Below are 20,080 nucleotides of genomic sequence, written 5' to 3'. Positions count from 1 at the left end.
ATGAGGGAGGAGGACGGTGCGGACCATCCCATTAATGGTGACGCAAGCGGCCAAGCGGAAAGCTGTCGCCCATCTCCGTGGAGCCTTCGGGATGAGCGAACTGCGGGCGTGTAAAGTCATCGGCTGCCGTCGCATGACCATGAGATACCAGACGATCCGGGCGGACGATGCCGGCCTTCGCCAACGCATGAGGGTGATCGCGCAGGAGCGCCGCGCTTTGGCTATCGGCGCCTCCACGTTCTGCTCAAGCGGTAGGGCTATGTGATCAACCACAAGAAGCTGTTCCGGCTCTACCGCGAAGAGAAGCTTGCGGTGCGTCGTCGTGGCGGCCGCAAGGGGCGATCGGGACCCGGGCGCCGATGACGTTGCCGATGGCGCCGAACGACCGCTGGTCGCTCGACTTCGCATCGGATCAGCTCACCGATGGTCGCCGCTTCCGTATCCTCACCGTGGTCGACGACTGCACCCGCGAGTGCCTGGCGCTGGTAGCCTACACCTCGCTCTCGGGCACCCGGGTGGCGCGGGAGCTGGACAGGCTGGTGATGGAGCCCGGCAAGCCGAAGATGGTGGTTAGCGACAACGGCAGCGAGCTCACCAGCAACGCCATCCTGACATGGGCTGATCAGAGCCGCGTGGCATGGCACTACATCGCGCCGGGCAAGCCCATGCAGAATGCCTTCATCGAAACTTCAACGGCCGGTTGCGCGATGAACTATTGAACGAGACGCTGTTCACGTCGTTGGCCCAGGCCCGCGTCGCGCTCCGATGCTGGCGGACCGATTACAACGAGGCACTACCACACCCGCAGCTCAGATGGAAGACGCCGTCCGAGTTCGCCTTCACCTGCCACCCGCGCCGGGAGCTGGCGCTGCGCTATGCCGAGGGCTCCGCGCCAGCTCGCGCCGCTGCCACCGCCCAACCGGGCAAATCCAACAGCCGGGGCGAACTCAGGACTGGGTAAAACTTGGGGGGCAAGGTCATCGGTATTGAAGATTTCCCGCTTACCGTGGCAAGCGATAGCGTCCTCCAGCGTCTCGATGCAGAATGCGGCTTCCATCGTGATCGAGACGCGCCACGACAGCACCCGGCGGCTGAACCAAACAAGCACCGCCGCGAGATAGACGAAGCCGCGCGCCATCGGGGATGGAGTAAGAAGCGCATAGGCGCTTCTCCTCCCCGAACCGTACGGGCACCTTTCAGCGCATACGGCTCTCCACTCAAGTCTGGCCCATGGCCATTGCGACATCTCGATATCGCGAGGTGATGGTCTTCCGGGGCTCATCCCTGAAGATGTAGGGATTTGCCTCCGGAGTTCTCCATCGGAACTGCCCCTTTGGACTGGACACCAATCGATGCAGTGCTTTCCCGACATGATGGCCTCGTTCACTGACCCCGTGGACAAACCAGGTCTTGGCTTGCCCAGCGGCCGGCGGTCGGTACCAATTCCGCATCAGTGGTTTGATGCGACTCCGGTACTTCCTCGCCAGCCAATGCGCCATTTTCCAGAACACAACGTGATCGATGTGTCGGAACGTGGTCGCGGTGAAGTCCGTGTATTTGTAGAACGCCGCCCAGCCCCGCAATTGGCGGTTCAGGCGGTCCACCATGTCGACCTTGGCAAGATCATGCTCACCGGAGAGGGCCTTCGACACTTTGTGAGTAAATGCCTTGGCCTTCTCTTTGGGTATGGTCGTGACGACCGCCATTCGTCCGTGTGATCCCCGCTTGCGAATGATCCGGTGCCCCAGAAAGACGAAGCCGTCATTGACGTGGGTGATATGGGTTTTGTCCATATTCAGCGTCAACTTCAGCTTGCCTTCCAGAAAGGCACGGCATTCCTCGCGGATGGCCTCGGCATGGGCCTTCGTCCCTTTGACAATGACGACGAAGTCATCGGCATAGCGACAATAGGCTACGGCAGGTTTCCACTCACGGTTCTCTCGAACCGTGATCGGACGCCCCTGTTGAATGCCGAAGTTCCACGCCCAGCGATCTTTCCTCGCTTTCTTGTTCAGGTATTTCGCCTCCAGCCAGCGGTCAAACTCATGGAGCATGATGTTGGACAGGAGCGGCGACAGAACGCCACCTTGCGGAACGCCTTCACTCGCTGCGGAGAACAAGCCACGGTCAACGTGACCGGCTTTGAGGATTCGCCAAAGCAGATCGATGAATCGCAGATCCCTGATGCGACGACGCACGCATTTCAGGAGCAGCCGATGATGGACGGTGTCGAAGTAGCTCGCCAGATCGCCTTCGATGATCCAGCGGCCCTTCGAGTCAGAGCCATCCTGCAACTGCATCCTAACTGTGCGAACCGCATGATGAACACTGCGTTCAGGACGGAAGCCGTAGGAGCCGGAGTGGAAGTCGCTCTCCCAGATCGGCTCCATGGCCATCAGCATCGCCCGCTGGACGATGCGGTCCAGCAGGATCGGTATACCCAATGGTCTCAGCTTGCCATTGGCCTTCGGGATATGGATTCGCTTGACTGGCGTCGGTCGATAGCTGCCGTCCAGCAAGGCCACGCGCAGCCGCTCCAGATGATGCTCCAGATGAGCTGCAAGACGTCGCTTGTCCATTCCGTCAAGGCCCGGTGTGCCCGCGCCGCTCGACGCAAGTACGATCCGGGCCGCTTCGGCAAGCCAATTCCTGTCGGTGATGAGCCTGAGCAATCGATCAAACCGACGGGTTTGATCGGCTGAGGCCCATGTCGCGAGCTTGTGCTGCATTTCACTGATTATCAAAGGTCTTCACCTCGTTGGGTCAGATCACGTGCACTCCAAGCAACTCAAGCTGCTCCCCTTCGCCATGTGGCCGGCTTTCCCGGCCTCGGACTACTACGGAAGCTCTGCCAGCATGACGGACATTGGAGTCAACTCCCTTGTCATTCCGCTCATGCCTTCCCTCGTTCATATGTCGGACTCCAGCGTATCGGTGAGATTGCCGGTCGCAGTCTTTTCCCTTGCTTGCCGCAAGTCGATGCCGTTGCCTCGGTCTGGCTATGTTCTCCCCCTCGGCCCACGCAAGACGCCATACATCTACGCTCGCGTTCGAGTGTCTCCGGCTACATTTCCATCGACACCATTCAGCATTCCGCCTGTTAAACCGTGTAGGCGGAGGCGACATTTCAGCCCACAGACGCGGATAAACCGGTTCGTGTTCCTCAACCTTCCGATACTCAGCCTCGGGAACCATCTCGGTGTAACGGTTTCACCTCAATTCCCTTTACCTGCGGGCTACGTCACCCTGCCAGTTGACAGCAGGTCACCGCCGCTTGGGCTCATGCTTCCCCACAGCACATCGCTTTGGCTCAGCAGGCCGGCTTTGCTGAGCGCGCCTTCTATAAATCGTTCTCCAGCGTCAGCTCCCCGATCTTGGCGTGCAGCGTTTTCACGTCTACCGCCGGCTCGCTCGTTCTGTTGCCGCCGCCAGCACCAAATACCTCGGCCGCCGCTTCCTGAAGCTGGGACTTCCACTGCGTGATCTGGTTCGGGTGCACGTCGAAATGCTCAGCCAGCTGGGCCAGCGCCATCTCGCCCTTGATCGCGGTAACGCTACCTTGGCCTTGAATGCCGGTGCGTGGTGCCGGCGGACTCGTCTGCTCATCGTCTCTCCTGATTCACGGGACAATCTTGCCCGCCGTCAGGCAGAAATTCCACTTATCGCCCTGTCCAGATTTCCAGAGCCAGCTCTCCGGCCCGTGGAAGCGGCTACAGCCATAGCGCGTTCCATTGGTCGTCGATCAACAATGGCGCGACGCGTTCTTGTGCGAGCTCCAAGTGTTGTCCAGTCTTGATCGCGACTGCTCAAGCCGGCCTTTCTCGCCATAGGCTGCTCGATGTGTCCCGACAACGCAAACAAGTCGTCGCACAAGCCTTGCGCCAGGTCGCCAAATGCTGCGGTGACAGAGCGCGGTGCCGCGCGAAGTCAGAGACGATCGCACCGCAAACAAAGGCTTCCGCGATCCGTCCCTCGTGGACCTCGGCGCTCCAGCGCCGCCGACCAAATGCGCGCGACAATACGCTCGACACATATGCAAACCGTGTTCTTCAAAGCTAACGCATATTGCCGGTCTGCTCAACAACAACGGGTCCGGGAAATACGGTGCTGATCTCATTAACGGGCCGGTCGTTGCGCTTAAAGATCCTGCAACTTTCTCGATTCCCAGCTCCGCTGTTTTCCATCGTGCTTTCATTTTCCCCGCACACTTACGGCCACCGTCGAGGGAGCGGCCTGTGTGTATCGGATGACGTTACGTGCTCCGATGACAAGCTAGCGGCTGATCTGTCGCCCCGTTTTGCAACCAAGCCGGTCTCCCGCACTGGATTTCTGCTTAGGCGTCAGGCATGGGGATGGAACCATGCGGTAGCGCCCACTATCGGGCGCCCGAAATCGCAGCTCTCGGCATGAGATGCGGCTCATTCCGCGATGCTAAACCCTTCCCCAACCCGGCAAGGCGGATGACGGACGCGGTGGCGTTAGCGAACCTGTGGCCCGGAAGAAAATGCGCTTCGTTCCGATTAAGACGGCCGCAGATTATATGGGCGCCCCTGAACAATGGCCGAATTATCGGCGCCTGGCTCACTGGCGATCACAGCGATAACGCAGTGACATTAAAACGATCTAACGGGCGCGGGCCGGCAGATGACAAGGTGAAGTGTTGGTGACCCATGGCGCGAAATCCCGAACCGAGTGAAGCTATTTCCTCTGATCCACTCAAGCGCAAAAATTTGTATTAGCTCCTTTGTTTCGCAGATGTCGTAACGGCCAGCGGCTGCAGATTGCCGAGCGCAAGAACCGGACATATGAGCGCCCGTTCTAATTTGTGAAAAGCGTAAGGCTATTGGCTCGCGGTAGATCTGTTCAACGAGTGTGGGATCTTTCAACACACTCTCGAACATTTCAATGGATAGCGGTACGACGACCCCACCTCGTTTAGGTGGGCGAGACGAGCGAGACTCGTGCGTGGATAGACAACGTGAGGGACGCTCATTCCATGCATCAAGACAGACATCAAGACAGGCATGATGCCGTCTCCTATCAGCGGATCGAAGTGATCACGGGGGAGAGGCGACGGCGCAGTTGGAGCGATGCGGAGAAGACGCGGATCGTGGCCGAGAGCGCCGATCCGGAGACGGGCATTTCCGAGGTGGCGCGACGCAACGGGGTCAACCGGGGACTGCTCAGTGTGTGGCGGCGCCAGGCGCGGCTCGCGTCGAGCGAAGCGCCGCAGTTCGTGCAGGTCAGGCTCGGCGCCGCCGTCGAGGCGCAGCCGAACGCGATCGATAAGGCGCATGTTCTGGTGAGTCCGGCCGAGCGGATCGAGGTGATGATCGCGGGCGCGACGGTGCGCGTGCGCGTCGGCGTCGACGCCGCGACGTTGGAGCGCGTGCTGGCGGCGGTAAGGTAGACGCGATGATCTCGTTCGGTCCAATGGTCCGTGTGTTCGTCGCGACGCAGCCGATTGACTTTCGCAAAGGCTTCATGGCCTGGTCGCGCTGGTAGCGGAGGGATTAGGCGGCAAGCCCTATAGCGGCGACGTGTATGTCTTCCGATCGAAGCGATCGGATCGTTTGAAGCTTTTGGTTTTTGACGGCTCGGGAATGGTTCTAGCGACGAAGTGGCTTGAGAATGGGGCTTCGCCTGGCCACCTGTTCGCGAGGGTACGATGCCGGTGACGGGGGCACAAATGGCGATGCTGATCGAAGGTCTTGCGGAGTGGTCGCGTGTGGTCCCGAAGGTGACGAACCGGCCGACGAAAGTTGCCTGAATCGTCTTGTTTTGCTGGCGATTGCGAGTGTGTTCGTGTAGCTCTGCGATATGGCGCTTCGCCCTGAAGATCTCCCCTCTGACCCTGCGGCTCTCGCCGAGATGGTGCTGGCTTTCGAAGGCGAGAACGACGATCTGCGCGCAGAGATCGCCACGTTGAAGAGCCTGATCTTCGGCGCGCGATCGGAGCGCTCGGCGATCGTCTGCGCCGAACAGATCGCGCTCGATCTGGAACGGACTGCGGGCGCGCGGCCTCCGGCCAATGACGACAAACCGGACGCGCGGAGACCGAAGCGGCGCAAACCCAGGCGCAACATCGGCGCGCTACCGGCGCATCTGCCCCGGGTCGAGCGGGTGATCGAGCCGACGTCCACGCTGTGCCCGTGCTGCACGGGACAGATGCATCGGATCGGCGAGGAGAGCAGCGAAGCGCTCGATCGGGTTCCCGCGTGGTTGCGTGTACTCCGCACGATCCGTCCCAAATATGCCTGCCGGGCCTGTGAGGGCCCGATTGTCCAGGCCCCGGCACCGGCGCGGCTGGTCGAGGGCGGCATGGCGACGACGGCGCTGATCGCGCATATCGCCGCGGCCAAATATGCCTGGCAATCGACGCTCTACCGCCAGACGCAGATCCTGGCGGGCCAGGGTGTCGTCGTCGACCGTCAGACGCTGGCGCGCTGGATGGAGAGCGCGGCGTGGCTGGTCAGGGGACTCTACGATCTGCAACTGAAGACCATGCACGGCTTCGAGCGGCTGTTCTGGATGAGACGCCGATGTCGGTGCTCGACCCGGGACGCGGCCGCACGAGGATCTGCCAGTTCTGGGCGCATGCGACGGACGATCGGGCGTGGAAGGGTCCGGCGCCGCCCGCGGTCGCCTATGTGTTCGCAGGCGATCGCGGCAAGAAGGAGATCGTGGCGCAGGTGGCCGGCTTCGAAGGCGTGCTGCAAGTCGACGGCTATGCGGCCTACGCCTCGCTGGCCGGCGATGCGAAGGTGTCGGGCCAGATCCAGCTGGCGTATTGTCTCGTTCACGCGCGCGGCAACTTCCTGAGGGTGCACAAGACGACGAACTCACCCTTCGCCGCGGAGGTCATCGAGCGCGTTGCGGCCGTCTACGCGATCGAGGAGAGGATCCGCGGTCTCGGCGCCGGGGAACGCCGCGCGGCGCGACAGGCCGAGACGAAGCCGCTCATGGAGGCGTTGAAGGCTCGTCTGATCGCGGTGAAGGACGGGATCTCCCGCCGCTCGACGCTCATCAAGGCGATCGATTACATGCTCGAACGTTGGCAGGGACTGATGGCGTTCCTGGATGACGGGCGGATCGAGCCGGACAGCAACACGGTTGAGCGTTCCATGCGCCCGATCGAAGACGCAACTCGTTGTTCAGCGGCAGCGACGAGGGTGCTTCATACTACCATCTGCCTATCTCCCTAGAGTTGAAGGCATTTCTGGTTGGCGTCGCAAGACGGCGGACGGCGCGATCGCCTGCGAGAGGCATCTTGGCGCACATCTGGTTGCGTGAGATCAGATTGTTTGATGATCCATGTCGAGCCCTTGCATAAATGCTCCGCGGGCAATCGTCCCTCAATGATCATGCGACGTATCGTTGACGGACTGACGTCGAGCATCTCCGCTGCCTCGATTAACGAGAGCTCACCTCGATCCCGACGTTCTCCTTCACGATAAGGGGCGATCTCTCGGGTTCTGCGCAATGAACATACGCTGGTCCTCGTCCAGGACGCCCCGTGCGCGGTTGTTTTTCCGGAGCGACTGAGCAAGGCAGCGATTGCGTAGTCAGGCATTTGACGTGCAAGCACGCGTACAAGATCCACTACCTCGGTGTCGGTCGTCCAACGCGTCACGCCGACACGGTTCTTCTTAGCCTTCAGGCGGGTGTGATCGCCACCTTGCCAGTGGATGACGAGGTCAAGATGCTCATTGTCCTGATCCACGTCGACAACGGTTTCCGACAGAACTGTGCGTAGGATTTTCTTCTTGATCTCGGACGTAACACCGGGGCGTTGCCAGGCTCGGATCAGATCGTCCCCGAGTGTGAGCAGCGCTTTGCGATCGCCGGCGCTGAGTCCAGGAGAAGGCGAACTGGTCAAGCCCTCGATTTCTCGTTCAATCACACGTGCAGCTTGGATGCGCTCGTTCCAGCGACGCTCAAGTTCACTAGCGGCGTGACGATTGTCGGGGTCGACCGCGTCGTATCGGCGATACGCCCGGTTCGCTTCGTAGTGCGCCTGTTCGAGAGACCTTTGGAGCTGACGCAATTTTTCCGACTGTTCGGCGCCCTGAGTTTTCATTGCATTTAGCGCAGCCTCAACGCCAAGCGGTTGAAGCCGCTCCAGCACCTCTCGCGCCACCATCCGATCGAGGCGCATTCCACCGAAGCCAAGACAGGCTGCGACGGCCGCTTTGTTGAAGTCTCCGCGGCAGACATATCTCTGCGTGTCACCGCCTCTACCAGAATACTGAACGTATAACCGCCGACCACATCGCGCGCAGCGCAGAAGCCCAGGGAGAAGTGCTTCGCCGCGTCGGACGGCTCCTCGACCCAGATAGCTCTTGCCGTTGGCATTGTCCGCAATGAGCCGCTGGTTTCGAACAAACTCATCCCAGGAGATATAGCCCTCGTGATGGTCGCGGAGCAGCACGTCCCAGGCTTTCCAATCTCGTTGGGGATTTCGCTTCACCTTCCTCCGGCCGTTCTCAATCGTCGTCCTGACACCCCGTCGTCCGAACGCGTACGCACCGGCATAAACAGGGTTGGTGAGCATGTGATTCAAGGTCGTGTAGCTTGGCGTACGCCATTCGATTTTCGGATCGCTCGAACCTCCAACGGCGAAGGGTAGCGCGATCTTCTCCTGGGTCAACCAGAGCAAGACCTGCCGGATCGATTGCAACTCCACAAATTTCCTAAAGACGAGATCCTGCGCCTCGTGGACACGTACGTCCGGGTTTTTCTCGATTCGGTCATCTTTCGTCTTCACGTACCCGATGGCGACCGTCGTGAAGTGCTCGCCGCGCCGAGCCTTTTGTTTGACGGCTTCAACTGATCGCTGTCGAATGACGCTGAGTTCCAGCTCGCTCATCGTTCCCCTCATCCCCAACAGCAATCGATCGTTGATCGACCGCGAATCATAGACGCCATCTTCATCGACAATGAGCGTGCCGACCAAGCCGCAAAACTCCAACAACGTGCGCCAGTCTCGACCGTTTCGAGCGAGGCGGGAAGCCTCGATCGAAAATACTGCGCCGACGCGGCCCTCGCAGATTAGCGCCAACAACCGCTCAAATCCACGTCTTGCAGTGCCGCCACCAGATTTGCCAAGGTCATCATCAATAACCTCGACTTCGCTCCAGCCGAGTGCACGGGCGCGAGCCTCAAGGCCGTATTGCCTACGTTGGCTCTCCAGGTTGTGTACGACCTGATCGACCGATGACTGTCGAACGTAAACCACGGCGCTACGCGCCAGGGCGGAGATCTTCGTCATGACCCGCCTCCTGACCTGACTGGGCTGGCGCTGCGGGCGCCTTTGCGACAGCTTCGTTTAGCAGAAGCGACAGCAACTTTGCGGCCTCGGCTTGCACCACCTGAGGCAGATGCTCTGCTCGCGCCGTCGCGAACAGATCCGGTTGCCGCCTTTTTTGCATCGTCTTGGACATGGGCTCCTCCCTCGACGGGAGGCGATTCCTCCCAACGCGAGGCTACGAGGACGTCAAGGAACATGCGAAGCTCAAGAAGTCGATCCACCGGGAGACACGGATCAGCTACAATTTTAGCCGATGCTGCTTTGAGCTCCGTCATCCATGCCGGCAGAAGATGGAGGCGGCCGTTCTCGCGGCGAACCGTGAAGTGGCGGTGGCATCGTGGATTTGTTCGCCGAGCACGACCAGGTCTCGGCCAGCGTCAGGATGGAATGGATATGTTACTCGAACTTCGTTGCCCGGAATCCCTGCATTATGCAGCCTCTTCGGAAGGCGGGGGCGAGACATGGGCGGTACTCTCTTCGCTTCTTAACACGGCGAAATTGAATGGCCTCGACCCCGAGGCCTATCTCGTCGACGTTCTCGAACGCATGGTGAGCGGCGCCACGAAGACCCACCAGCTTCACGAACTTCTGGCCTGGAACTGGAAGGCCGCGCGCGAAGCCGAAAAGCGTGCCGTGGCATGACGAAGCGGAAGCAACGGCGAGTAACGCGTAAGCCGGTCAAGACGACGATGGCGGACTATGCCATGTCATTCGAGCGGCTCGGGCAATGGATGAGCGAGCGCGCCAGGTCGCCGACGCTTCGGCATCCGCGAGCGACGTCGCTCTCTATGCTCGACGGCGCAGTGGCCGCTGTCGTCGCCGGGCCGGTCTCGATGGCCTCCGAGGAATGGGTGTGCCCACTCCTCGGCGTCGATCCCGACGCCTTCAATCACAACACCGAGGGGTTCTCGGCGATCGCTGCCACGCTGATGCGCCACAACGCGATCAGCGAGACGCTGTCGACGAGACCGGAGAGCTTCGAGCCGCTGTTCGTGCGATCGCCGGACGGCGACGTCGACCCGCAGCCTTGGTGCATGGGCTTCTACGCCGTCATGAAGCTTCGGCTTCTCGTCTGGTCGCGGCTTCTCTCCCAGAACGGAACCGAACACCTTATGCTGCGGCCGATCCTGGTCCATTGCATCGATGACGCCGGTCGGCCCTTGCTGCCCCCGGCCCGGCGCACACTGGGAACACAACCCATTGTCCAAAACGCCTGGCGCGACATTCCAGCAACCGTCGAGGCCCTGTGGCAGTTCTGGGTGCCTATACGCTTCAAGCGTGGCACGTAGGCCGTCCGCGCCAAGTCCGTGGCCCTCTCGTACCGCTTACTTTCAATGAGTGGAGCTGCGCTCTGTAAGCGGGAGCGACAGTCAAGAGAAACATACGACATTCGGCGCATCGTTGTTCGGTATTCGACAAGGGATCTGGAACGGCGGTAAGTGAAAATTCTTTCCGCGAAGCCAGATAGTGTAAGGTCGTCAGGTCCACACGCTGGATCAGTCTTGGCATGACTATTGCTGTACGTCGCAATTGAGGGGTAACGACACTGAGAGTGGCCTAGCGCATTAGCACGCGCAAAGCGCAGTGCTCTTAGTTTCCGAGCTAGCCTTAAGTACGAGAGGACGAGAGATAGAAGCCCGTGCAGAATATCAGTTGGTCAGGTGCGTCCTTATGTTAAAGAGAAGTACCTTCCGCTTAGAGAGATCGTTTCTCAAGTCGCATGACATTGGGGTGGCAGAAGTCCGGAGAGGTGCATCGCCCGGAGTGTATTCCTGCGTCGCGGTATCGGAGCCTGGCGGACGCATGGATACTGACCGCCGATGGCTGTTTCGCCCGGCAAGCCACCTTGAAATCCGCTGTCCGATATTGGTCCCATTTTAGGTGAGGTATCATGCCTGAGGCATTCATCTATGATCACGTTCGTACTCCACGAGGTCGTGGAAAGCCGGACGGCGCGCTACATGAGGTAACCGCACTTCGGCTAGCCTCCGTGCCACTCAACGCACTTAGGCGGCGGAACAACATTGCTTGCGATATGATCGACGATGTTATCCTCGGCGTCGTCGATCCCATAGGCGAAGCCGGTGGCGACATCGCTCGGTTCGCGGCGCTCAAGGCTGGGCTCGGCGATGCAGTAGCCGGCGTACAGATTAATCGGTTCTGCGCTTCAGGTCTTGATGCCGTGAATTTTGCAGCCGCCCAGATTATGAGCGGTCAGCATGAACTCGTCATCGGCGGCGGCGCTGAATCTATGAGTCGGGTTGGCATGGGCTCATCCGGCGGCGCCTCGTCGATGGATCCCACCGTGGCAATACCCATCTATTTCATGCCGCAGGGACTGTCGGCAGATTTGATCGCAACGAAGTATGGCTTTTCGCGCAACCAGGTTGATAGCTATGCCGTGCAGAGCCAGCAGCGGGCAGCAAAAGCATGGGAGCTGGGTCGTTTCAACAAATCGGTCGTGCCGGTACAAGATATCAACGGGCTTTCGCTCTTGGACAGGGACGAGCACATTCGCCCAAACACAACTCTGGAGTCTTTGGCACAGCTCAAACCGGCTTTTGAGGAAGGTGGGCAAACGGGCAGCTTCGACGCCGTCGCCATTCAGTCACACCCCGAACTTGAGAGCATCAACCATGTGCACCACGCCGGCAACTCGTCGGGCATCGTCGATGGCGCTGCAGCAGTGTTACTCGGGAGCAAAAAGTGCGGTGTGAAACACGGGCTCAGGGCGCGCGCAAAAATAAGAGCTTTCGCCAGTATCGGTTCGGAGCCCGCGATCATGTTAACCGGTCCAGTCGATGTCACAAATAAATTGTTCGCACGCGCCGGCATGAATAAGTCGGACATTGATCTCTTTGAGGTCAATGAGGCGTTCGCTTCAGTCGTCTTGCGCTATATCGAAGCGTTCGAGATCGATCACGACAAGATCAATGTCAATGGTGGCGCGATTGCGCTTGGCCATCCACTAGGCGCCACCGGCGCGATGATCTTAGGCACCGTGCTCGACGAGCTCGAACGCAGCAATAAAGAAACCGCCCTAGTGACCCTATGTGTTGGCGGCGGCATGGGGACTGCCACAATCATCGAACGGGTGTGAAGGCAAGGCGGCAGGAGCAGCATATGATTTTTCAGAACTTTCAAGTTGAAGTCGCCTCGGATGGCGTAGCTCTCGTGACTTGGAGCAATCTCGGTCGTTCGACCAACGTGCTGGACGAGACTTCGACTAGCGAACTCGAGCAGATTGTTAAGGAGATCATAGCGGACGACTCGGTGAAGGGCGTTGTTATCACCTCGGGCAAGGAGAACTTCTGCGCGGGAGGCGATCTCCCGTTGCTCGAAAGCACGAATAGGGAATACATCAAGGCGATGGAGGAAGAGGGGGAGCTTGCCGCGACCCAGATGCTGTTTAATCGAAGCCGTCGATTGTCGCTCGCCTTTCGGTCGATCGAGACGTCGGGCAAGCCCTGGGTGGCTGCCATCAATGGGACCGCGCTAGGCTGCGGATTTGAACTGACGCTATGCTGCCATTATCGCGTTGCGGCCGATAACCCGGTAACGCAGGTTGGTTTTCCCGAGATAAAGATTGGTCTGCTCCAAGGCGCTGGTGGGACCCAGCGTGTGCCTCGCATCGTAGCTTTGGAAGACGCGATTCAGATCTTGCTAAAAGGCCAGCCCGTGAACCTGCCGCGCGCCAAAGCACTGAAGCTGATCGATGCGGTGGTGCCGGCGGCCGATCTGATCAAGAGGGCGAAAGACTGGATAAAAGGGAGCGGCGACGCGGTTTCACCTTGGGATAAGCAGGGATTTAGGTTCCCCGCTGGGCCGATATATTCGCCGGCAGGCAAATCGGCGTTTCGGGCTGCCAATGCGCTCTATCGGCGCGACACTTACGACAATTATCCTGCCTCCCGCGCAGTAATGAGCTGTGTCTATGAAGGCTTACAGCTGCCAATCGACGCGGCGCTGCGCGTGGAGTCGCGATATTTTACGAGCGTCCTACGGTCCAAGGAAGCTCGGGCTATGATTCGCAGTCAAATCTCGATGCGCGAACTGGAGCAAGGGCGTTGCCGTCCGCAGGACGTGCCGCCCAGCAAGGTCAGAAAGCTGGCTGTCATTGGCGCTGGTTTCATGGGTGCAAGCATTGGTTACGTTTCGGCGCGCGCCGGAATCGAAGTGGTTCTAATTACCCGGCACCAACAGAGCGCGATTAAAGCCAAAGCGTACGCAAAATCTGCGTTCGACGATCTAATTCGGAAGGGGCGTGCCAACGAAAATGAGCGCGACGAAGCGCTCTCGCGCATCACGGCAGCCACTGATTATGCGGCGCTTCCGCAATGCGATCTGGTCATCGAGTCGGTATTTGAGGACCGGAAGTCCAAGGCCGACGTGTATGCCAAGGCACAGCCGCTTCTGAAGGACGGTGCTATTTTCGCCTCGAACACTTCGTCGCTGCCGATCAGTTCTCTGGCCGGAACCTTCGGGAATCAGGGCATATTCGTTGGCCTTCATTTCTTCTCGCCCGCTGAAAAGATGAGGCTGGTCGAGGTTATTCTAGGCAAAAACACAGGCAAGCTCGCGCTTGCCACCGCCCTAGACTACGTTGCCCAGATCGGGAAGACCCCGATACTCGTAAAAGATTCCCGCGGGTTTTTCGCTAATCGCTGCGTGCGGCGCTATGTCTCTGAAGGAATAGAGATGTTTCTGGAGGGGGTGCCTCCGGCTGCGATCGAGAACTGCGCCAAGATGGCAGGCATGCCGATAGGACCGCTCTCGTTAGCTGATGAAGTTGCTCTCGACCTTCGCTTGCAGATTATGAAAGCGACAGAAGCCGATTTGGGCCCAAACGCGATCGACCCAGGCCAAAAGAAACTGATGGTAGAGCTAGTCGAGAACCAGGGTCGATTTGGACGAAAAAACGGCCGTGGCTTTTACGATTATCCTGAGAAAGGCAACGGAAAAAAGCATCTTTGGCAGGGTCTTGCCAATCTGCAACCAAGGCATATTGATTCCGACAGGGTTGATACAGGGGAGTTGAGCCAGCGGTTCTTGATTGTGCAATCGGTGGAAGCTGCGCGCGCGATCGACGAATGCATCATAACCGATCCGCGCGACGCCGATGTCGGCTCAATTTTAGGCTTCGGCTATCCACCGTTTACCGGCGGCGTACTATCATATATCGACCTCGTAGGCGCGGACAGGTTTGTTGAGCGCTGCCGCAAGCTCGAAGCTACGTACGGTGATCGGTTTACACCGCCGCAGCTCTTGGAAAATATGGCCAAGAATTCTGAATCCTTCTACTAATTAGCATAACTCTCTTGAGTGCAAGAAAAGACGTGTCGCCATCGCAGCGTATCGGGTCTGCGAAAGAGTCAAAAGTTCGAAATGTTTTACTCAGACCGCGCGATTGCGCGGCCTTGATCAGCACTGACTGGATCTATGCGAACTCATGAAGGTGATCGTTGAGCGTTGGACACAAGCCCTTGCCTTCTCCATGTAGAACGCTACAGCCCCCTTGGCTGGCAAGCTTACCAATCCGTGCTGGGCAATATCTCACTTGCCCCGATCTGCATCAAACGGGATAGCAAACAAAGGCTGAAATGCATCGAAGCGTCATGGCTTCTCTGGAGCTTGACTGATCGCGTTGACAGAATGTCCCGGCACGCTGCCAGATGGCCAGAAGCAGGAGGGCGATTGTGCACGGCTGCCAGGAAGCGAGGACCTATGTTGCTAGGCGAGCCCACTGCAGCGCTCTTGATCCGACAATGGTGTGAGAAGTTCTCGATGTTTATTCGTAAGTTCGCACGGGATGGCGTGATGAGTGATCGCCACTAAAGAAAAGAGTTTTGGAGACTGCCGCGGGTGGCCGTTATCATGGTGAGTTTTCCCGCGAATCTCTGGAGCTCCCCACGAGCGGGACGCGGGAATTCCTCACGAAAGATCTATGAGACGGCAAGATGCGCAAGAACACCCGTTTAGATGAGACGCTTTGCGTTATTCCGCCTGAAACACCGCTTGAAGGCTTCGCGAGTCTTGCCATTCCCGTCTATCGGGGATCGACAATTGTATTTCCGGACGCAGCCTCTTATCGCGGCCGGGCTACTCGTGCACCAGATGGTTACACCTATGGACTGTCGGGGACGCCGACCACACGGACTTTGGAGCGGCAGCTGTCCGCCATGCACAATGCGGAGCGGGCAATCATTGTGCCGTCTGGTCAAGCTGCGATCTCAGCCGCCATATTAAGCGTGGTCAAAAACGGCGATCTTCTGCTCGTAACGGATAACGTTTATCCGCCTGTAAAGCAATTCACGCGCAAGATACTTGGCGATCTAGGTATAGAGACAGAGTTCTTCGATCCTACTCGGCTCACAGAACTCGAGGCGCGGCTTCGCTCCCGACGCACGCGGCTCGTGTGGATCGAGTCCCCCGGATCGACCACCATGGAGATCTGCGACATTCCCGCTATTGCTCGCTTGAGCAAGGAAAACGGCGCGCTCCTTGGATGTGACAACACCTGGGCAACGGGACTATTGTGCAAACCTTTGGACCTGGGCGTTGATATAGTTGCGGAAGCACTCACGAAATATGTTGGTGGGCATTCCGATATTCTGTTGGGCGTGATTATTTTCCGTAATATGGACCTCTACCAGCGTGCACGACTCACATTGGGGTCACTTGGTATCGGCGTGTCGCCCGACGAATGTTCTCTTGCCCTGCGCGGCATGCAGACAATGAGCCTCCGATTGCGACACGTTGGCAAACTTTCAGAAGAATTTGCCCTCCAATTGGCTCAAAGTTGGAACTTCCCGGTGCTACACCCTTGCCTGCCTGGGTTTCCTAATCATGAAATCTGGCAGCGTGATTTCAAGGGCAGTTCCGGTGTTTTCAGCCTCCAAGTGGACGGCGTTTCTTCAGAAGGTATCAATCGCGCGTTAGATGGTCTCCAGACATTCGCCATAGGAGCCTCTTGGGGCGGGACCCGCAGCCTTGTGGCCCCAATGATCATCGCCAGTGACCGCGATGTTATGGCTTCAAGCGCCTCAACAACCTATCTGCGGATTAGCATTGGCTTGGAAAACATTGACCAGCTGTGGGCAGATCTTGAAGGGCTGGTGAAAACGTTGCAACGTCAATAACGCCACACACGACCGACCTAACCATCGTAAAGGCCGTTTTTGAAGAGCGGCATTGACGCGGCAAGCAGAGCTGCCGTACGCAATCTGGTAGGGCAGGGTGAGCTTGGCATAGAAGAGCTTGTACGTGCACGGATGCGCAGGACCAGAGACTCTCGACAATGAAAGGAGAGGCAAATGGCGCATCTCCCACGATGCCCCCGAGGATTAATACATCTCGGCTCAACCAATCTAGTCGTATCGAGGCAAGTGGCAAGATATCTAGACTCATGTTCGTCAGAGCTATGTGCAGATCATCAACTCAGCCGTCCGCCGCCGCGCCAACATCAAGTGCCCTTTGTCAGACCTCGCTCGATGGATCGACTGGCTTCTTCGAACTTGCCTGTGAGAGGCGGCGACGCTCCTTTACGGATCAATCATGCAAGCACGTGCGGATTGCAGCAGAGCTGAAACTCCTCTGGTCGGCGCCGTCGATTTCGCGGGGTGCGATAAAGCCTCAGAAGCTTATTGTACTTGGCCTCGTTCCAATCGCGCCGAGCCGCTCAGCGAGCAGACCCCTTGATCAATCGTTCTGACGCAGCATACTAGAGGAAGACAATGACAATCCGCCGCCACGCCAGATTGGGCCGGTGAGCCACGACCGCCCGATATTGCGCCGGAACGACGTCCGGGCTCTCTCCTACCACGACTCCAAGCGTAAATTGCCGACGCTTTGTCGACAATCATTGTCCACCCGGCAACACGTGCCGTAACGGCGTCATATGCGGCCGTCATTGCGATATGGCGTCCTTGCCCATTCCGGAGCTGCAGTTCTGGAGCTGAGGTGCGTTCAACAGACGCTAGTGAAAACGTGACTCATCTTAGATCCCGTGCGACTTATCTTAGATTTTGATCTTGGAACGACCACCCCACCAGTTTTGGAATTGGCGCTTCGTTCGGTGCGCCAGACGTTGCTCTTGAAATCAATTCACAGAAGCAAAACCAGCAGTTTCGGGCAACCGGTTTGGATCTACGCAACCCGTAGGTCCATGCGCTCGACCTACGTACCGAGACCACAGCGATACTACCGCCGAACGCAGGACAATCGACGCTGTTGGGTTTGTCGAGTTCGCGACAAGAGACTACCAGCACCTCGCCTCTTGCTGCCACTCATCTAAGCCGTTGAATTGTCAATTCTAATCCGATCTCGGCGCTCTTGCGCTTGTTGGCACGAGTTTTGTGAGTCTCTCGTCGGAGCTCGAGGAGCTACCAACGCAGATCGACGTTGTGTCGGAGCTATTCATTCGTTTTCTTCAGCAAGGGCCTGAATCGACGCTGATACGGAGAGTTAGCATGCGCGCGGCGCTGAAAAGCCTGTCTCATCTTGATTACCCGCTGGTCGCCCACCTGAGGGTGGAGCCCGAGCAAGAAGACTTTGTGGACCCATTGGATTTAGTGTTTTCGGAGCTTCGAAATAGCGCATGTCCCGGTTTTGAGCACGCGTTCTCGATTGAGGTCTGCGAGAAGACCGTTGGCTTCTTTGTTCTGCGTGAAAGAGCGGCATTGCCCGAATGGGCGCTCCCAAATGCCATGACCTTGCACACCCTTTGCGTGGACCGATCATGCCAAAGGAATGGATACGGTAAAGCAGCGATTGAACTTGCTGCTCGATGGATCTCTAGGAACCGTCCTTCTATCGGCAGTCTCATGCTCGGCGTCAACGTACGCAATGTGACAGCTAGAGCTGTTTATCTGGAGTCGGGGTTTCGGGACACGGGCGCTACTCACTACGGCCCAAGCGGCCTTCAAAACATTCTTAAACATGAGATCCGTCCGGGAGGGTAAGAGTGCCTTGTTCTCGATTAGTCCCTCGGGCGGCGTGGCATTCGCGGCACGTCTTCTCTGAGTGAAGCCTGCATGGTTTTCGCGATTCGGTCATAGAATGCTCGGTGGAGAATGTTCCAGCAAATTTCTGATCCTCGTCCCGAGCCACAAATTGGAGACTAGCTTAACTCGCCAGTCGAGGTCGTCACCAGATGGTCATCTCGAAGCAGAAAATCTACCACAACCTGAGGCCCGCCCGCTCCGCGGAGGAGGCGCACAACGGCGGTCCACTCATTACAGAAGCATCAAAAAGGCATGCTATGCTGCACAAGACCGTAACTCAATTGATCGGGCAGACGCCGGTAATGTCAGTTGACATTCCCAATCGTGATGCCCGTTTGATGCTAAAAATCGAAAAAAACAATCCGGGCGGTTCGATGAAGGACCGCATGGCGCGAAGCATGGTTATGGCTGCGCTCCAGGATGGGCGACTCGCTCCTGGCGGCACCATCGTTGAGTCCTCTTCCGGCAATACGGGTATAGGTTTAGCTCTCTCCGCATTGGACTTTGGCCTGCACTTCATCGCGGTGGTAGATCACCATGCGGCCCCCGATAAAGTCCGGATGATGCGGGCGCTCGGCGCCGAGATCCGCTACGTCGAAGGCGAGTTTGCGGAAGACGAAGTCGCCGTCGTCGCGAGGCAGCGCCTAGCGGAACGGCTTGCCTCAGAGCTTAGCGGCGCGCTATTCATGAACCAATCGAACAATCCTGCAAATCCGGACGGCTATGCAACTCTCGTCGAAGAGCTGATCACGCAAATTCCTCAGGGCATCGACGCGTTTGTCGGATGCGTTGGGACCGGCGGGTCCATGACAGGTATTGCGCAACGGCTCAAGCGCCATAAGTCGACGGTGCGCACAATCGGCGTGGAGCCGGCCGGATCGATCATTTTCGGAAGACCCGCGCACCCCTATTATCAATCAGGGACCGGCATGCCTACTGGTGACCAGGTCGGCAACGTCCTGGACTATGGCTGCATCGACGAGGGCGTCCAGGTGACCGATGCTCACGCTTTCGAGACGGCGCGCTACATCGCTCGGCGCAAAGGGCTTTTAGTCGGCGGGTCGTCCGGCGGCGCTATCTACAAAGCCTTGGAGTTCATCGACGCAGGCAAGCTGACCGGTACGGTCGTAAGCTTGGTCGTTGATGGCGGTGAAAAATATCTGAGCACGATTTTCGACGATGACTGGATGGAAAAGCGTAGCTTGCTAGATCCAACAGTCGCTGCCCAATTGGACAAGTGGCTCTTTGGGAATGACACGTAAGGCAACGGTAGCTGGGCACGCATCCCCATTCGATAATGCGTCGCTGCTTATCTTCAGTAGGCGCGAATGCATCGAGGTGGGAAACTCGCGAGGATAATGGTCTTGAGACAGGTTGAGAGGATCGTCATGAAGGCCGACTGGGCGAGAGAACTTGAGTAGGCTGATTATCGGTCAGCCTCCTGCCGGCTTAAGCCTTAAAGCCGGATGACTTTGCTGCTTGATCTCGTGAAGGGGTAACATGCTTCATAGCTTGCCTCAGCGAATGTGGGCATGGGCGTGGCGCGCATATAACGATGTGCTGAGCTCGCTCGCGGAGAGCCGATGCAGGCGCAGCTCTTGCTGCCGATTAGGAGGGACGTTTGCCCCAGCATTGAGAGCAAAAGCATCCGATGACGCTCCAAGTTCTGCATCCGTCCGAGCGTAAAAAGGGCATCGCGATGTTTGGCGAGGACAAGAACGTGTTGGAAAGGGGCGTATACCTTACCAAACCGATGTTTTGGATGAAC

12 protein-coding genes and 6 pseudogenes are annotated in these 20,080 nt (G+C 58.2%); 12 read left to right on the top strand and 6 right to left on the bottom strand.

Features of this window, described 5'->3' with window-relative positions; genetic code table 11:
• Window positions 1–34: 34 nt before the first annotated feature.
• A pseudogene (locus tag I6F37_RS35920) lies at window positions 35–961 on the top strand (IS3 family transposase); the annotation flags it as partial.
• Window positions 962–979: 18 nt separating this feature from the next.
• Here I6F37_RS35920 and I6F37_RS35915 read toward each other — a convergent pair.
• The 4 genes and pseudogenes from I6F37_RS35915 to I6F37_RS46055 all read right to left on the bottom strand — a co-directional run.
• Window positions 980–1,162, bottom strand: a pseudogene (locus I6F37_RS35915) (IS3 family transposase); the annotation flags it as partial.
• 55 nt (window positions 1,163–1,217) lie between these two features.
• Window positions 1,218–2,744, bottom strand: coding sequence for a group II intron reverse transcriptase/maturase (gene ltrA, locus I6F37_RS35910; protein ID WP_345944134.1), 1,527 nt, complete (start codon window positions 2,742–2,744; stop codon window positions 1,218–1,220).
• Window positions 2,745–3,309: 565 nt separating this feature from the next.
• A pseudogene (locus I6F37_RS35905) lies at window positions 3,310–3,606 on the bottom strand (transposase); the annotation flags it as partial.
• A 200-nt stretch (window positions 3,607–3,806) separates the two neighbouring features.
• On the bottom strand, window positions 3,807–4,031 hold the full coding sequence (locus I6F37_RS46055) for a transposase (protein WP_225130583.1): 225 nt from the start codon (window positions 4,029–4,031) through the stop codon (window positions 3,807–3,809).
• 947 nt (window positions 4,032–4,978) lie between these two features.
• Here I6F37_RS46055 and I6F37_RS35895 point away from each other — a divergent pair.
• The 4 genes and pseudogenes from I6F37_RS35895 to I6F37_RS45660 all read left to right on the top strand — a co-directional run bounded on the left by I6F37_RS35895 (window position 4,979) and on the right by I6F37_RS45660 (window position 7,205).
• Window positions 4,979–5,410 (top strand): transposase, encoded by a 432-nt coding sequence (locus I6F37_RS35895; protein WP_225154034.1) that lies wholly within the window; start codon window positions 4,979–4,981, stop codon window positions 5,408–5,410.
• A 5-nt stretch (window positions 5,411–5,415) separates the two neighbouring features.
• Window positions 5,416–5,770: pseudogene (gene tnpB, locus I6F37_RS35890) on the top strand (IS66 family insertion sequence element accessory protein TnpB).
• 50 nt (window positions 5,771–5,820) lie between these two features.
• Window positions 5,821–6,441 (top strand): annotated as a pseudogene (locus I6F37_RS45665) (IS66 family transposase zinc-finger binding domain-containing protein); the annotation flags it as partial.
• Between the two features lie 101 nt (window positions 6,442–6,542).
• Complete coding sequence (locus I6F37_RS45660) at window positions 6,543–7,205, top strand: IS66 family transposase (protein ID WP_275945349.1); 663 nt, start codon at window positions 6,543–6,545, stop codon at window positions 7,203–7,205.
• Here the strand turns inward: I6F37_RS45660 and I6F37_RS35880 are convergent.
• Window positions 7,202–9,271, bottom strand: coding sequence for a recombinase family protein (locus I6F37_RS35880; protein WP_225130585.1), 2,070 nt, complete (start codon window positions 9,269–9,271; stop codon window positions 7,202–7,204). The genes I6F37_RS45660 and I6F37_RS35880 overlap by 4 nt on opposite strands.
• Entirely contained in the window at window positions 9,243–9,443 is a 201-nt protein-coding gene (locus tag I6F37_RS35875; RefSeq protein WP_225130587.1) for a hypothetical protein, read from the bottom strand. The genes I6F37_RS35880 and I6F37_RS35875 overlap by 29 nt, the downstream gene beginning before the upstream one ends.
• Before the next feature lie 317 nt (window positions 9,444–9,760).
• Here I6F37_RS35875 and I6F37_RS35870 point away from each other — a divergent pair.
• From I6F37_RS35870 to I6F37_RS35840, 7 genes and pseudogenes are all read left to right on the top strand, one after another.
• A pseudogene (locus I6F37_RS35870) lies at window positions 9,761–9,952 on the top strand (transposase domain-containing protein); the annotation flags it as partial.
• 47 nt (window positions 9,953–9,999) lie between these two features.
• On the top strand, window positions 10,000–10,599 hold the full coding sequence (locus I6F37_RS35865; RefSeq protein WP_225130589.1) for a UPF0149 family protein: 600 nt from the start codon (window positions 10,000–10,002) through the stop codon (window positions 10,597–10,599).
• A gap of 602 nt (window positions 10,600–11,201) precedes the next feature.
• Entirely contained in the window at window positions 11,202–12,410 is a 1,209-nt protein-coding gene (locus tag I6F37_RS35860; protein ID WP_225130591.1) for an acetyl-CoA C-acetyltransferase, read from the top strand.
• Between the two features lie 23 nt (window positions 12,411–12,433).
• On the top strand, window positions 12,434–14,614 hold the full coding sequence (locus I6F37_RS35855) for a 3-hydroxyacyl-CoA dehydrogenase NAD-binding domain-containing protein (protein ID WP_225154032.1): 2,181 nt from the start codon (window positions 12,434–12,436) through the stop codon (window positions 14,612–14,614).
• Between the two features lie 653 nt (window positions 14,615–15,267).
• Window positions 15,268–16,449 carry a PLP-dependent aspartate aminotransferase family protein gene (locus I6F37_RS35850; RefSeq protein ID WP_225130604.1) on the top strand — a complete coding sequence of 394 codons (1,182 nt, stop codon included), beginning with the start codon at window positions 15,268–15,270 and terminating at the stop codon, window positions 16,447–16,449.
• Window positions 16,450–17,778: 1,329 nt separating this feature from the next.
• Window positions 17,779–18,270 (top strand): GNAT family N-acetyltransferase, encoded by a 492-nt coding sequence (locus tag I6F37_RS35845; protein WP_225130606.1) that lies wholly within the window; start codon window positions 17,779–17,781, stop codon window positions 18,268–18,270.
• A 299-nt stretch (window positions 18,271–18,569) separates the two neighbouring features.
• A complete protein-coding gene (locus tag I6F37_RS35840) occupies window positions 18,570–19,574 on the top strand; it encodes a cysteine synthase family protein (protein ID WP_306469177.1) in 1,005 nt (334 codons plus the stop codon).
• Window positions 19,575–20,080 lie beyond the last annotated feature (506 nt).

This window comes from Bradyrhizobium sp. NBAIM08, from assembly GCF_020193935.1.
GTDB lineage: Bacteria > Pseudomonadota > Alphaproteobacteria > Rhizobiales > Xanthobacteraceae > Bradyrhizobium > Bradyrhizobium yuanmingense.
This window is presented reverse-complemented; position numbering and strand designations above follow the sequence as displayed.

Excerpts from the sequence above, each read along its gene's own strand:
- I6F37_RS45660 (WP_275945349.1), top strand. The coding sequence starts at position 6,543 with ATGTCGGTGCTCGACCCGGGACGCGGCCGCACGAGGATCTGCCAGTTC.
- I6F37_RS35880 (WP_225130585.1), bottom strand. The coding sequence starts at position 9,271 with ATGACGAAGATCTCCGCCCTGGCGCGTAGCGCCGTGGTTTACGTTCGA.
- I6F37_RS35875 (WP_225130587.1), bottom strand. The coding sequence starts at position 9,443 with ATGTCCAAGACGATGCAAAAAAGGCGGCAACCGGATCTGTTCGCGACG.
- I6F37_RS35865 (WP_225130589.1), top strand. The coding sequence starts at position 10,000 with ATGGCGGACTATGCCATGTCATTCGAGCGGCTCGGGCAATGGATGAGC.
- I6F37_RS35860 (WP_225130591.1), top strand. The coding sequence starts at position 11,202 with ATGCCTGAGGCATTCATCTATGATCACGTTCGTACTCCACGAGGTCGT.
- I6F37_RS35855 (WP_225154032.1), top strand. The coding sequence starts at position 12,434 with ATGATTTTTCAGAACTTTCAAGTTGAAGTCGCCTCGGATGGCGTAGCT.
- I6F37_RS35850 (WP_225130604.1), top strand. The coding sequence starts at position 15,268 with ATGCGCAAGAACACCCGTTTAGATGAGACGCTTTGCGTTATTCCGCCT.
- I6F37_RS35845 (WP_225130606.1), top strand. The coding sequence starts at position 17,779 with ATGCGCGCGGCGCTGAAAAGCCTGTCTCATCTTGATTACCCGCTGGTC.
- I6F37_RS35840 (WP_306469177.1), top strand. The coding sequence starts at position 18,570 with ATGCTGCACAAGACCGTAACTCAATTGATCGGGCAGACGCCGGTAATG.